Origin of the sequence: Enterobacter sp. NFIX58 (genome assembly GCF_900110475.1) — a bacterium.
GTDB classification, from domain to species: Bacteria; Pseudomonadota; Gammaproteobacteria; order Enterobacterales; family Enterobacteriaceae; genus Enterobacter; species Enterobacter quasiroggenkampii.
In genome coordinates, this window is sequence record NZ_FODW01000002.1 from 625039 (window position 1) to 638752 (window position 13714).

The following is a 13714-nucleotide window of genomic DNA, read 5'->3' on the forward strand; positions in this document are numbered from 1 at the left end:
AGCAAAGAGGTTGCGATGTTAGGCATTATTTTGACGGGTCACGGCGGTTTTGCCAGCGGGCTTGAGCAGGCGATGAAGCAGATCCTCGGCGAACAGCCGCAGTTTATCGCCATCGATTTTCCTGAAACGTCCACCACCGCGCGGCTGACCGCTCAGCTTGAGCAGGCAGTGAGTGAACTCGATGCAGAGCACGATATTGTGTTTCTCACCGATTTGCTCGGCGGCACGCCGTTTCGCGTGGCATCGACGCTCGCCATGCAACGGCCGGGCAGCGAAGTGATCACCGGGACCAACCTGCAGCTGCTGCTGGAGATGGTGCTGGAGCGCGACGGATTAAGCAGCGAAGCGTTTCGTCTGCAGGCGCTGGAGTGCGGGCACCGCGGCCTGACGAGCCTCGTAGACGAAATGGGACGCTGTCGCGAGGAAGCCCCTGCCGAGGAAGGGATATGAGGCAGCTGCTGCGCGCGAGGCGGGTGCTTACCGAACAGGGCTGGCTGGATGACCACCAGCTACGCATTGAAAACGGCGTGATTACGGCTATTGAGCCTGTCCCGGCGGGCGTGACGTCGCGCGATGCGGAACTGCTCTGCCCGGCGTATATCGATACGCACGTCCATGGCGGCGCGGGCGTGGACGTGATGGATGATCCGCCTGACGTGCTGGATATTCTCGCGATGCATAAAGCGCGCGAAGGCGTGGGCGCCTTTTTACCCACCACTGTTACCGCGCCGCTGGAGGCTATCCACGGCGCGCTCGCGCGAATCGCCCGTCGCTGTCAGTCGGGCGGCCCCGGCGCGCAGATCCTGGGCAGCTACCTGGAAGGACCGTACTTTACGCCGCAGAACAAAGGGGCGCATCCGCCTGACCTGTTCCGGGAACTGGATGTCGCCGAGCTGGACGGCCTGATTGACGTTTCACTGAGCACGTTACGGGTGGTGGCGCTGGCGCCGGAAAAACCTGGCGCGTTGCTGGCGATTCGCCATCTCAAACAGCGCGGAATACGCGTGATGCTGGGCCACAGCGCCGCTACGTTCGATCAAACCCTCGCCGCGTTTGACGCGGGTGCCGATGGGCTGGTGCACTGCTATAACGGCATGACGGGACTGCACCACAGGGAACCCGGCATGGTCGGCGCAGGGCTGACGGACAAACGGGCGTGGCTGGAGCTGATTGCCGACGGCCACCATGTCCATCCGGGAGCCATGCGGTTATGCCGTTGCTGTGCAAAAGAACGCCTGGTGCTGATCACCGATGCCATGCAGGCAGCCGGTATGCCGGACGGTCGGTATACGCTCTGTGGTGAAGCGGTCACGATGCAAAACGGCGTGGTTCGAACCGGCTCCGGCGGGCTGGCCGGGAGCACGCTCTCGCTGGATGCCGCTGTACGCAATATGGTGGAACATACGGGCATCACTGCCGAAGACGCCATTCATATGGCCTCGCTGCATCCCGCCCGCCTGCTGGGTATGGATAACCAACTCGGTTCGTTAGCGCCGGGTAAACACGCGAATCTCAACGCGCTGAACGGGGGTTTACACCTCCAGCAGATCTGGATTCAGGGCCAGGCTCTCCCCCTTTAGCCCTTTCATTGTGTCTCCTTTTGGCTTTACGGCCTGAAACCGTAAGGCCTTTCTTTTCCTTTCCTTTAATCTGCCTCTTCCTTTCATGATCACACTTTTCGTTTTATTTCTTTTCTTTCATTGAAGTTTCGATTTCTTTTCTATAGATTTTATTTAACTGCTAAAGTGAACAAGTGAAACGAAACGAAAGATAGCGACACGATTGCCAGCGTCTGATGTGGAATTCACACGACTAAGGACTGAGTTATGCCACAAACTACCACCGCCGCAACCGGCACCTGGACCGAGGAAGAGATCCGCCAGCAGCCTGCCAGCTGGATCCGCTCGCTCAACAATATCGATAGCCTGCGCTCTTCGATCGACAGCTTCCTTACGCCGCTGCTGCGCAAGCACGATCTGCGGATCGTCCTGACCGGCGCGGGCACGTCCGCGTTTATCGGCGATATCATTGCGCCATGGCTTGCGAGCCACACCGGGAAAACTATCTCCGCCGTCCCGACCACTGACCTGGTCACAAACCCGATGGATTACTTCAGCCCTGCGCATCCGCTGCTGCTGGTTTCGTTTGCCCGATCCGGCAACAGTCCGGAAAGCGTTGCAGCCGTTGAGCTGGCCAATCAGTTCGTACCGGAGTGCTACCACCTGTCGATCACCTGTAACGAGGCCGGAAGCCTTTACCAGACCGCCGTCGACAGCGATAACGCTTATGCCCTGCTGATGCCTGCCGAAACGCACGATCGCGGGTTCGCGATGACCAGCAGCATCACCACCATGATGGCGAGCTGTCTGGCCGTATTCGCCCCGGAAACGATCAACAGTCACACCTTCCGCGACGTGGCCGATCGCTGTCAGGCGATCCTCACCTCGCTCGGCGATTTCAGCCATGGCGTCTTTGGCAGCGAACCGTGGAAACGGATCGTGTATCTGGGAAGCGGCGGTCTGCAGGGCGCGGCGCGCGAATCGGCGCTGAAGGTGCTGGAGCTGACGGCGGGCAAGCTGGCGGCATTCTACGACTCCCCCACCGGTTTCCGTCACGGGCCGAAGTCGCTGGTGGATAACGAAACGCTGGTGGTGGTGTTCATCTCCAGCCATCCGTATACGCGCCAGTACGATCTGGATCTGCTGGCCGAGCTGCGCCGCGATCGCCAGGCCCTGCGCGTCGTCGCCATCGCCGCTGAAAACGATCCGGCCATTGAAGCGGGGCCGCATATTCTCCTGCCGCCTTCCCGTCCGTTTAGCGATATGGAACAGGCGTTCTGCTTCCTGATGTATGCGCAGGTCTTTGCCCTTACCCAGTCGCTCAGCGTAGGCAATACGCCCGATACGCCATCCGCCAGCGGGACGGTCAACCGCGTGGTGCAGGGCGTTGTTATTCATCCGTGGCAGGCTTAAGAGGATCTGATTATGAGTATTATTTCGACGAAATATCTTCTCCAGGACGCGCAGACAAAAGGCTATGCCGTTCCGGCGTTCAACATCCACAACGCGGAGACGATCCAGGCGATCCTCGAAGTGTGCAGCGAAATGCGATCGCCAGTGATCCTCGCGGGCACGCCGGGCACCTTTAAGCATATTGCACTGGAAGAGATTTACGCCCTGTGCAGCGCCTACTCCCTCACCTACGACATGCCGCTGGCGCTGCACCTCGATCACCACGAATCGCTGGACGATATTCGCCGCAAGGTCAACGCGGGCGTGCGCAGCGCGATGATCGACGGCAGCCACTATCCGTTTGAACAGAACGTGAAGCTGGTGAAGTCGGTGGTCGATTTCTGCCACCTCAACGACTGCAGCGTCGAAGCCGAACTGGGCCGCCTGGGCGGTGTGGAAGATGACATGAGTGTTGATGCGGAAAGCGCGTTTCTCACCGATCCACAGGAAGCGAAACGCTTTGTCGAACTGACCGGCGTCGACAGCCTTGCCGTCGCCATCGGCACCGCTCACGGCCTGTATACCAAGCGCCCAAAAATAGACTTCCAGCGGCTGGCCGAGATCCGTGAAGTGGTCTCCGTGCCGCTGGTGCTGCACGGCGCGAGCGATGTGCCGGATGAGGATGTGCGTCGCACCATCGAACTGGGCGTGTGCAAAGTTAACGTGGCAACCGAGCTGAAAATCGCCTTCTCTGACGCGGTGAAAGCCTGGTTTGCCGACAACCCGCAGGGCAACGATCCGCGCTTCTATATGCGGGTCGGCATGGACGCCATGAAAGAGGTGGTCAGAAGCAAAATCACCGTTTGCGGCTCCGCAAACCGGCTGCTGCTTCCAGCGGAAGCCTGATCCCATCGCGCATTACGTCAGTACCTAAAAATAACTATAAGCCTCGCAAATATGAAGGCGCGTCCTTAAGCCGGACAGCGCCTTCCATTATCCTAAAAATCCGAGGAGTCCCTACATGACACAGGAAAAGTCGTTTAAATCGAAAGCGTGGGAATTTTTCCAAAGCCTGGGAAAGACCTTTATGTTCCCGGTCTCCCTGCTGGCCTTTATGGGGTTGCTGCTGGGGATCGGTAGCTCCGTCACCAGCCCTTCCACCATTAAAAGCTTTCCCTTTCTGGGCGGCGAGTTAACGCAGTTAACCTTTGGCTTTATCGCCATGGTGGGCGGCTTCGCCTTTACCTATCTGCCGCTGATGTTCGCCATGGCGATCCCGATGGGCCTCGCGAAACGCAACAAGGCCGTGGGCGCTTTTGCCGGGTTCGTTGGCTACATGCTGATGAACATGAGCATCAACTACTACCTGACCGCCACCCACCAGCTTGCCGATGCCGCGACCATGAGACAGGTGGGACAATCGATCGTGCTGGGGATCCAGACCCTGGAGATGGGCGTGCTGGGCGGCATCGTGGTGGGGGTGATTACCTATTTCCTGCACGAGCGTTTTCAGGACACGGTCCTCCACGACGCCTTTGCCTTCTTTAGCGGCATCCGTTTTGTACCGATTATCACTGCCCTTACCCTTTCGCTGGTCGGGCTGTTCATTCCCCTGCTGTGGGAATACGTGGCGCTGGGGATTACCGGGATTGGCCATATTATCCAGAGCACCAGCGTTTTCGGCCCCTTCCTTTACGGCGTGGGCGTGCTGCTGCTTAAACCCTTCGGCCTGCACCACATTCTGCTGGCGATGGTGCGCTTCACGCCAGCAGGCGGGATTGAGATGGTCAACGGCCATGAAGTGGCCGGCGCGCTGAATATCTTCTACGCCGAGCTGAAAGCCGGACTGCCGTTTAGCCCGCACGTTACCGCGTTTCTGTCACAAGGGTTTATGCCGACCTTTATCTTTGGCTTACCTGCCGTGGCCTATGCCATCTACCGCACCGCGCGTCCGGAAAACCGCCCGGTGATTAAGGGACTGCTGCTTTCCGGCGTGCTGGTGTCCGTCGTTACCGGTATTTCAGAGCCGATTGAGTTCCTGTTCCTGTTTATCGCGCCTGCGCTTTACGCCTTCCATATCGTGATGTCGGGCCTGGCGCTGATGGTGATGGCTCTGCTTGGGGTGACCATCGGCAACACCGACGGTGGGATTCTGGATCTGCTGATCTTTGGCGTGATGCAGGGGATGTCGACCAAATGGTATCTGCTGTTCCCGGTCGGTATCGCCTGGTTTGCTATCTACTTCGTCGTCTTCCGCTGGTACATCCTCAAACACGATATCAAGACGCCGGGACGTGAAGTGGATGTACAGGCTGCACAGCAGGCCGTCGAAGCCAACACCCGCGCGCGTGGAAAATCGAAATACGATCATGGGCTTATCCTGCAGGCGCTCGGTGGCAAAGAGAACATCGAGTCGCTCGACAACTGCATCACCCGCTTGCGTCTGGTGGTGAAAGAGATGGGCCTTATCGATCAGCAGGCGCTGAAAGCAGCGGGCGCCCTGTCGGTGGTGGTGCTGGATGCTCACAGCGTACAGGTGATCATCGGCCCGCAGGTGCAGAGCGTCAAAACCGGCATTGAAGCCTTAATTTAACAGGGGGTCGTTGTGTTTGATTTCGACAAAATCATCGAGCGTAAAAGCGATAAGTGCCGTAAATGGGACCATGCGTTTGTCTGCTCACGCTTTGGTGATGTTCCGGAGGGGTTTATTCCGCTGTGGATCGCAGATATGGATTTCACCTCACCGCCCGCCGTTATTGAAGGCTTCCAGCGCATCGTGGAGCACGGCACCTTTGGCTATACGTGGTGTTTCGACGAATTCTACGACGCGACGTTCGCCTTTCAGCGCACGCGTCATCAGGTTGAGGTAGACAGGTCGTGGATCACGCTGACCTACGGCACTGTGTCCACCCTGCACTACACGGTTCAGGCGTTCTGCACGGCTGGCGACAGCGTGATGATGAACACCCCAGTCTACGACCCGTTTGCAATGGCGGCACAGCGCCAGGGCGTTAAGGTCCTCGCTAACCCGCTTCGCGTGGAGGAAAACCGCTATCAGCTGGATTTTCATCTGATTGAAGATCAGCTCAAAACCCACCGTCCAAAACTGTGGTTTTTCTGCTCGCCGCATAACCCCTCGGGCCGAATCTGGCGCGCAGATGAGATACGGCAGGTGTCCGATCTCTGTAAGCGCTACGGCACGATTCTGGTGGTCGATGAGGTTCACGCCGAGCACATTCTGGACGGTACATTTGTCAGCTGTCTGACTTCGGGCTGTGCCGCGCAGGACAACCTGATCGTGCTGACGTCCCCCAATAAAGCCTTCAACCTGGGCGGGCTGAAAACATCTTATTCGATGATCCCGGACGATTCGCTGCGCCAGCGCTTCCGCCAGCAGCTTGAGAAGAACTCGATTACATCCCCCAATATGTTCGGCGTATGGGGGATTATCCTCGCCTACCAGCACGGTCTGCCGTGGCTCGACGCGCTGAACGGGTATCTGCAAGGCAACGCGCGCTACCTTGCAGACGCGATTCAGACCCACTTCCCGGCTTGGAAGATGATGAACCCGGAATCGTCGTATCTGGCCTGGATAGACGTGAGCGCCGACGAGCGCAGCGCCACCCAGTTAACCCAACATTTTGCCCGGCAGGCGGGCGTGGTCATTGAAGACGGCAGCCACTACGTGCAAAACGGCGAAAACTACCTGCGGATCAACTTCGGCACCCAGCGCTACTGGCTGGAGCAGTCCATCACCCGAATGCTGAAGCATTACTGATAAGGATCTAAACCCGATGAAAAAAGTGCTCACTCTTTCGCTGCTGGCTCTCTCTGTTTCTCATGGCGCGGCGGCCGCCAACTACGCGCTCAATAACGACAATATTGCCCTTTCGTTTGATGATGCAAACGCAACGGTAGTAGTGAAGGACAGCAAGGCTAACCATCCGCTCACGCCCCAGGAGCTGTTCTTTCTGACGCTGCCGGATGAGACAAAAATCCACGCCGCTGATTTCTCCATCAAGCATGTCGAAAAGCGGGACAACGCGATTGTCATCGACTTTACGCGCCCGGATTTTAACGTAACGGTGAAGCTGAATCTGGTGAAGGATAAATATGCCAGTATCGATTACACCCTCGCGGCTGTTGGTCAGCCGCGAGACGTGGCGAAAATCACCTTCTTCCCGACGAAAAAGCAGTCACAGGCACCGTATGTTGACGGGGCCATTAACAGTTCGCCGATCGTGGCTGATTCGTTCTTTATTCTGCCGGATAAACCGATCGTGAATACTTACGCCTATGAAGCGACGACCAACCTCAATGTCGAGCTGAAAACCCCCATTCAGCCTGAAACGCCGGTCAGCTACACGATGTATTTCGGCACCTTCCCGGAAACCAGCCAACTGCGCCGCAGCGTGAACCAGTTTATCGATGCCGTGCGCCCCCGTCCGTATAAGCCTTACCTGCACTACAACAGCTGGATGGATATCGGCTTCTTTACACCTTACTCCGAGCAGGATGTGCTGGGGCGGATGGACGAGTGGAATAAGGAATTTATTACCGGACGCGGCGTGGCGCTGGACGCGTTCCTGCTGGACGACGGCTGGGACGACCTTACCGGGCGCTGGCTGTTTGGTCCGGCATTCAGCAACGGTTTTGGCAAGGTACGGGAAAAAGCCGACAGCCTGCACAGCTCGGTCGGGCTGTGGCTCTCACCGTGGGGAGGCTACAACAAGCCCCGCGACGTTCGCGTCTCGCATGCAAAAGAGTATGGATTCGAAACCGTCGACGGGAAGCTGGCGCTGTCAGGGCCGAACTACTTTAAGAACTTCAATGAGCAGATCGTTAAGCTGATCAAAAACGAACATATTACCTCGTTCAAACTTGATGGGATGGGAAACGCCAATTCGCATATTAAGGGCAGTCCGTTCGCCTCGGATTTTGACGCCTCTATCGCCCTGCTGCATAACATGCGCAGCGCTAACCCAAACCTGTTTATCAACCTGACCACCGGGACCAACGCCAGCCCGTCCTGGCTGTTCTACGCTGATTCGATCTGGCGCCAGGGGGACGACATCAACCTGTACGGCCCCGGCACGCCGGTGCAGCAGTGGATGACCTACCGCGATGCGGAAACGTACCGCTCGATTGTGCGCAAGGGCCCGCTGTTCCCGCTGAACTCCTTGATGTACCACGGGATCGTCAGCGCGGAGAATGCCTACTACGGTCTGGAGAAGGTACAAACGGACAGCGATTTTGCCGACCAGGTCTGGAGCTACTTCGCGACCGGTACACAGCTGCAGGAGCTGTATATCACCCCGTCAATGCTGAATAAGGCGAAGTGGGACACCCTGGCGCAGGCCGCGAAATGGTCCCGGGAAAACGCCAGCGTGCTGGTGGACACCCACTGGATAGGCGGCGACCCAACGGCGCTGCAGGTTTACGGCTGGGCTTCATGGAATAAAGACAAAGCGATTCTTGGATTACGTAACCCGTCGGATAAGCCGCAAAGCTACTACCTGGATTTGACGAGAGATTTCGAAGTCCCGACAGGAAACGCGGCGCGGTTTAGTCTGAAGGCGGTGTATGGCCGTAATTCAACCGTACCGGAGGCGTACAAAAACGCCGTGGTGATTACGCTGCAACCGCTGGAAACGCTGGTGTTTGAGGCAATACCAGGGAAATAAAACGTGTTCAGCTGGCAGGTTAAGCCATGACCTGCCAGCTTCCGCCTTTCCTTGCCCCGATGCGTTTTAACTTACCTTTTGTTTGCAAAGAATGGAGATAACGTTCCGCGGTGCGGGAAGTCACGCCCAGTACAGATGCCAACATTACCGCAGTCAATTGCGGTTGAACGGTAAGAAGCTCAAGGATAGCCTTTTCCTTTTCCGACAATTCTTCCGACATTTTTTCCGACATGACGGACGACATGGTTATGCCTTCCCGCAAGGCTTCCGCCATATTTTGCAGCATAAATTCCACGAATACCGTGCAATCACTGGCCCGATCGCATTGCCCTAAAATCTGGTAATAGCGTGCTTGCTGGAAGTGAATCAGTGTCTCAACGGGCAGCCATGCCAGTTCTGCACGCCACTGACTTAAGATCAAGGTTTGCCACAGCCGCCCCATGCGGCCATTTCCATCCGAAAAGGGATGAATAAACTCAAACTCGTAATGAAATACTGAACTGGCAATCAGGGGGTGAAGATCGGTTTGCTTAAGCCAGGTAAGAAGATCGTCGATAAGGCGATCTATCTGCGAAGCGGGCGGAGCCATGTGAACTAACTGGTTTCCACGGTATATCCCAACATCTCCATTCCTGAGCTTGCCGGGATGATCGACCAGACCAGTCATTAATAATCGGTGTGCATTGAGTAAATCATTAAGCTTCCAGGGCTTCCATTCTGGGAGTTTCTCGTAGGCAAGAATAGCGTTGCGTACTTCCTGAATATCTTTTTCAGGAGCAAGTACGCGCTTGCCATCCATGATTGCCGTCACCTGACCTGTCGTCAGAGAATTGTGTTCAATCGCTAACGAGGCCTGAATGGTCCGAATACGGTTCTCTTTACGAAGTAGCGGAGAAGTTCGACCTGAATGTGCCGCCCAATGCCCTAATAGTTCACCAATCTCAACCACCTGATTGAGGATAAGAGGGGTGATGGTGAAAGGAGGCTGATAGCGGCTCATTTGACTTACTCCCCCTGCTGCTCCAGAGCATACTTATACAGCGCATTTTTCTTCACACCGTGAATTTCTGCCGCCAGCGCAGCGGCTTTCTTCAGCGGCAGTTCCGCCTGCAGCAGCGCCAGCGTACGCAGCGCATCGGCTGGAAGCGCGTCTTCTTCCGCCTTGTGCCCTTCGACGATCAGCACCATTTCACCCTTGCGGCGGTTTTCGTCTTCCTTCACCCACGCCAGCAGTTCACCTACCGGCGCGCCGTGGATGTTTTCCCAGGTTTTGGTCAGCTCGCGCGCCAGCACCACGTAGCGGCCTTCCCCCCAGACGGTCACCATATCTTCCAGGCTCTCCAGCAGGCGGTGCGTGGATTCGTAGAAAATCAGGGTACGCGGTTCCGCCTCCAGGTCTTTTAAGACGTCGCGGCGGCCTTTGGATTTAGCGGGCAGGAAGCCTTCATAGCAGAAACGGTCAGACGGCAGACCTGCGGCGCTTAACGCAGCAATCGCGGCGCACGGTCCCGGCAGGGGTACCACGCGAATACCGGCTTCGCGACATGTACGCACCAGGTGATAGCCCGGATCGTTGATCAGCGGCGTACCGGCATCGGAGACCAGGGCAATGTTTTGCCCCTCTTTCAGTTTGGCCACCAGCGTTTCGGCTTTTTGTTGCTCATTGTGATCGTGCAGAGCAAACAAACGGGCGTTAATCGCGAAATGTTGCAGCAGTAAGCCGGTATGGCGGGTGTCTTCAGCAGCAATTAAATCAACAGCTTGCAGTACGGTCAGCGCACGTTGGGTAATATCAGACAAATTCCCGATAGGAGTAGGTACAATATATAGCTGGCCTTGAGAATTATCTGCCGTTTCGTGTTGTTTCATTGTTTCGTCCGTATTGCCGATTTAATATTGAGCATTGCGTAAAAAAATCACTGGATACAGTATGGTACCGTTAACGTTTCTTCGAAAAAAAGCCACGCGCAGCGTGCCGCTTCTGCTGGCAGCCCTGATCTTTGCAGGCTGTGGCACCCAGGCACCTGACCAGAGCACCGCCCATCTCCAGGGTTCTGCTCAGGCTGATTCTGGCTTTTATCTGCAACAAATGTCGCAGAGTTCAAATGATACCAAGACCAACTGGCAATTACTCGCCATTCGTGCACTGCTGAAAGAGGGTAAAACCCAGCGGGCAGCCGAACTGTTTAACCAGTTGCCAAAAGATCTTAACGACGCCCAGCGTCGTGAGCAGAGCCTGCTCTCTGCCGAGCTGAAAGTTGCGCTGAAAGATTACGCCGCCGCGAAGAAGATCCTCGGTGATATCGACGTGAGCGCGCTGGATAAAAACCAGCAGGCGCGCTTCTGGCAGGCGGGCATTACCGCTGAGCAGGGACGCCCTTCCCTGACCTTGCTCCGTGCGCTCGTCGCCCAAGAACCGCTGCTTGGCGGTGCTGATAAGCAGAAAAATATTGATGCCACCTGGCAAGCGCTGGCGTCGATGACGCAGGAACAGGCGCAGGCGCTGGTCATCAACGCGGATGAAAACGTCCTGCAGGGCTGGCTGGATCTGCAGCAGATGTGGTTTAACAACCGCAGCTACCCTAAGATGTTGAAAGCCGGCATTACGGACTGGCAGACGCGCTACCCGCAAAACCCGGGCGCGAAAATGCTGCCAACCCAGCTGGTGAACGTGCAGAACTTTAAGCCTGCCTCGACCAGCAAAATCGCCCTCCTTCTGCCACTCAACGGCCAGGCGGCGGTATTTGGACGCACCATTCAGCAGGGCTTTGAAGCGGCGAAAAACGGCACGACGGCGGTCACCGGCAGCGCCGTTCCCGCACAGGCGGCCCAGGCGGCTAACGTGAATGATGTTGTCAGCCCATCCGCCGCAGAGACCAGCGACCTGACCACGGCGCAAGCGCCAGCGCAGGGCACGATGCAAAACCCGGTGACGGCCCCGACGACACCGCCAGCGACAGCGGCACCGTCGACTACAGCACCTGCGACCCAGGCTCCGGCCGAGACGCAAGCGGCGCCAGCATCTGCTCCAGCTCCTGCCACAACAGCAGAACAGCCTCAACAGCAGCCTGCACAGCCAACTGCTCAACCTGCCGCGCAGCCGCAGTCCGTGGCAACCACCAGCGCCAACCCGGGCGCTGAATTGAAAATCTACGATACCAGTTCGCAGCCGCTGGACCAGGTTCTGGCGCAGGTTCAACAGGATGGCGCGAGCATCGTTGTCGGTCCGCTGCTGAAAAACAACGTGGAAGAGCTGATGAAGAGCAATACCACGCTGAACGTGCTGGCGCTCAACCAGCCAGAGCAGGTTCAGAACCGGGCCAATATCTGCTACTTCGCGCTCTCTCCGGAAGATGAAGCCCGCGATGCGGCGCGTCATATTCACGAGCAGGGTAAGCAGGCGCCGCTGTTGCTCATCCCACGCAGCGCGCTGGGCGATCGCGTGGCCAATGCCTTTGCCGATGAGTGGCAGAAGCTGGGCGGCGGCGTGGTACTGCAGCAGAAATTCGGTTCCGTCTCTGAACTGCGCGCGGGCGTCAACGGCGGGGCGGGTATCGCGCTTAACGGTAGCCCGGTCACCGCGAGCCTGCCACAGCAGCAGGGCGTGACGATTGGCGGCCTGACGATCCCTGCGCCGCCAACCGACGCGCAGATTAGCGGTGGCGGTAAAGTGGATGCGGCCTATATCGTTGCCACACCGCAGGAGATCGCCTTTATCAAACCGATGATTGCAATGCGTAACGGCAGCCAGAGCGGCGCAACGCTCTACGCCAGCTCCCGCAGCGCACAGGGCACCGCAGGCCCGGATTTCCGTCTGGAAATGGACGGTCTGCAGTACAGCGAAATCCCGATGCTGGCTGGCAGCAATCCATCCCTGATGCAGCAGGCGCTGAGCGCGGTGCGTAACGATTACTCTCTGGCGCGTCTGTATGCGATGGGGGTTGATGCGTGGGCGCTGGCGAACCACTTTACCCAGATGCGTCAGGTGCCGGGCTTCGAGCTTAACGGCAACACCGGCGATCTGACCGCCACTCAGGATTGTGTGATTAACAGGAAGTTATCATGGCTCAAATACCAGCAGGGGCAGATCGTCCCGGCCAGTTAAGCCGTAAACAGACCGGCGATGCGTGGGAGTTAAAGGCGCGTCGCTGGCTTGAAGGCAAAGGACTGCATTTCATCGCCGCCAACGTCCGCGGGCGTGGCGGCGAAATCGACCTGATCATGAAAGACGGTCAGGTCATCGTGTTTGTAGAAGTGCGCTTTCGACAGTCCTCCCGTTTTGGCGGTGCTGCCGCCAGCGTGACGCTCGCCAAACAACATAAATTATTACAGACTGCCCACTTGTGGCTTGCCCGCCATAATGGGAGTTTTGATACTGTGGATTGCCGGTTCGATGTGATAGCCTTCACCGGAAATGAGATCGAATGGCTTAAAAACGCTTTTGGCGAAGACGCATAATTAAGATTTAAAAGGGATAACGTGCTCGAAAGAATTAAAGTGTGCTTCACAGAAAGCATCCAGACTCAGATTGCCGCGGCGGAAGCCCTTCCGGATGCTATCTCGCGTGCCGCAATGACGCTGGTGCAATCCCTGCTAAACGGCAACAAAATCCTCTGTTGTGGCAACGGCACGTCAGCCGCCAACGCACAGCATTTTGCTGCCAGCATGATCAATCGTTTTGAAACAGAACGCCCGAGTTTACCTGCCATTGCACTTAATACCGATAATGTGGTCTTAACGGCGATTGCTAACGATCGTCTGCATGACGAAATTTACGCAAAGCAGGTGCGAGCTCTGGGTCATGCCGGAGATGTGCTGCTGGCCATCTCCACGCGCGGCAATAGCCGGGATATTGTCAAAGCCGTTGAAGCCGCCGTCACCCGCGACATGACTATCGTGGCCTTAACCGGCTATGACGGGGGTGAGCTGGCGGGTCTGCTTGGGCCGCAGGATGTGGAAATCCGCATTCCGTCTCACCGGAGCGCACGTATTCAGGAAATGCATATGCTCACGGTGAACTGCTTATGTGACTTAATCGATAACACGCTTTTCCCTCACCAGGATGATTAAGGAGTTCTT

12 protein-coding genes are annotated in these 13714 nt (G+C 57.0%); 10 read left to right on the plus strand and 2 right to left on the minus strand.

What is annotated here, in order from left to right; genetic code table 11:
- The first annotated feature begins 15 nt into the window (after positions 1-15).
- The 7 genes from agaF (at position 16) to BMW97_RS12680 (ending at position 8635) form a co-directional block, all read left to right on the plus strand.
- Complete coding sequence (agaF, locus tag BMW97_RS12650) at positions 16-450, plus strand: PTS galactosamine/N-acetylgalactosamine transporter subunit IIA (RefSeq protein WP_045910079.1); 435 nt, start codon at positions 16-18, stop codon at positions 448-450.
- The gene (nagA, locus tag BMW97_RS12655) at positions 447-1580 is read left to right on the plus strand and encodes an N-acetylglucosamine-6-phosphate deacetylase (protein ID WP_045910080.1); all 1134 of its coding nucleotides are present in this window, start codon (positions 447-449) and stop codon (positions 1578-1580) included. The genes agaF and nagA overlap by 4 nt, the downstream gene beginning before the upstream one ends.
- A 246-nt stretch (positions 1581-1826) precedes the next feature.
- On the plus strand, positions 1827-2972 hold the full coding sequence (locus BMW97_RS12660) for an SIS domain-containing protein (protein ID WP_045910081.1): 1146 nt from the start codon (positions 1827-1829) through the stop codon (positions 2970-2972).
- A gap of 12 nt (positions 2973-2984) precedes the next feature.
- The gene (gene kbaY, locus BMW97_RS12665) at positions 2985-3857 is read left to right on the plus strand and encodes a tagatose-bisphosphate aldolase subunit KbaY (RefSeq protein ID WP_045910082.1); all 873 of its coding nucleotides are present in this window, start codon (positions 2985-2987) and stop codon (positions 3855-3857) included.
- Positions 3858-3972: 115 nt separating this feature from the next.
- A complete protein-coding gene (gene malX, locus BMW97_RS12670; protein ID WP_045910083.1) occupies positions 3973-5544 on the plus strand; it encodes a maltose/glucose-specific PTS transporter subunit IIBC in 1572 nt (523 codons plus the stop codon).
- A gap of 12 nt (positions 5545-5556) precedes the next feature.
- A complete protein-coding gene (locus BMW97_RS12675; RefSeq protein ID WP_045910084.1) occupies positions 5557-6729 on the plus strand; it encodes a MalY/PatB family protein in 1173 nt (390 codons plus the stop codon).
- 16 nt (positions 6730-6745) lie between these two features.
- Complete coding sequence (locus BMW97_RS12680) at positions 6746-8635, plus strand: alpha-galactosidase (protein ID WP_045910085.1); 1890 nt, start codon at positions 6746-6748, stop codon at positions 8633-8635.
- 19 nt (positions 8636-8654) lie between these two features.
- On the opposite strand, the gene BMW97_RS12685 is transcribed toward BMW97_RS12680, so the two are convergent.
- Positions 8655-9635 (minus strand): Fic family protein, encoded by a 981-nt coding sequence (locus tag BMW97_RS12685; RefSeq protein ID WP_045910086.1) that lies wholly within the window; start codon positions 9633-9635, stop codon positions 8655-8657.
- Between the two features lie 5 nt (positions 9636-9640).
- The gene (gene rsmI, locus BMW97_RS12690; protein ID WP_045910087.1) at positions 9641-10504 is read right to left on the minus strand and encodes a 16S rRNA (cytidine(1402)-2'-O)-methyltransferase; all 864 of its coding nucleotides are present in this window, start codon (positions 10502-10504) and stop codon (positions 9641-9643) included.
- Positions 10505-10565: 61 nt separating this feature from the next.
- Here rsmI and BMW97_RS12700 point away from each other — a divergent pair, with 61 nt between their 5' ends.
- The 3 genes from BMW97_RS12700 to diaA are packed head-to-tail and all read left to right on the plus strand — an operon-like array spanning position 10566 to position 13705.
- Positions 10566-12740, plus strand: coding sequence for a penicillin-binding protein activator (locus tag BMW97_RS12700; protein WP_090392888.1), 2175 nt, complete (start codon positions 10566-10568; stop codon positions 12738-12740).
- The gene (locus BMW97_RS12705) at positions 12698-13093 is read left to right on the plus strand and encodes a YraN family protein (protein ID WP_045910089.1); all 396 of its coding nucleotides are present in this window, start codon (positions 12698-12700) and stop codon (positions 13091-13093) included. The genes BMW97_RS12700 and BMW97_RS12705 overlap by 43 nt, the downstream gene beginning before the upstream one ends.
- A gap of 21 nt (positions 13094-13114) precedes the next feature.
- Positions 13115-13705 (plus strand): DnaA initiator-associating protein DiaA, encoded by a 591-nt coding sequence (diaA, locus tag BMW97_RS12710; protein WP_003861754.1) that lies wholly within the window; start codon positions 13115-13117, stop codon positions 13703-13705.
- The last annotated feature ends 9 nt before the right edge of the window (positions 13706-13714 follow it).

What these genes read in the sequence shown, in the direction of transcription:
- agaF (WP_045910079.1), top strand. Translation starts at nt 16, where the DNA reads ATGTTAGGCATTATTTTGACGGGTCACGGCGGTTTTGCCAGCGGGCTT.
- nagA (WP_045910080.1), top strand. Translation starts at nt 447, where the DNA reads ATGAGGCAGCTGCTGCGCGCGAGGCGGGTGCTTACCGAACAGGGCTGG.
- BMW97_RS12660 (WP_045910081.1), top strand. Translation starts at nt 1,827, where the DNA reads ATGCCACAAACTACCACCGCCGCAACCGGCACCTGGACCGAGGAAGAG.
- kbaY (WP_045910082.1), top strand. Translation starts at nt 2,985, where the DNA reads ATGAGTATTATTTCGACGAAATATCTTCTCCAGGACGCGCAGACAAAA.
- malX (WP_045910083.1), top strand. Translation starts at nt 3,973, where the DNA reads ATGACACAGGAAAAGTCGTTTAAATCGAAAGCGTGGGAATTTTTCCAA.
- BMW97_RS12680 (WP_045910085.1), top strand. Translation starts at nt 6,746, where the DNA reads ATGAAAAAAGTGCTCACTCTTTCGCTGCTGGCTCTCTCTGTTTCTCAT.
- BMW97_RS12685 (WP_045910086.1), bottom strand. Translation starts at nt 9,635, where the DNA reads ATGAGCCGCTATCAGCCTCCTTTCACCATCACCCCTCTTATCCTCAAT.
- rsmI (WP_045910087.1), bottom strand. Translation starts at nt 10,504, where the DNA reads ATGAAACAACACGAAACGGCAGATAATTCTCAAGGCCAGCTATATATT.
- BMW97_RS12700 (WP_090392888.1), top strand. Translation starts at nt 10,566, where the DNA reads ATGGTACCGTTAACGTTTCTTCGAAAAAAAGCCACGCGCAGCGTGCCG.
- BMW97_RS12705 (WP_045910089.1), top strand. Translation starts at nt 12,698, where the DNA reads ATGGCTCAAATACCAGCAGGGGCAGATCGTCCCGGCCAGTTAAGCCGT.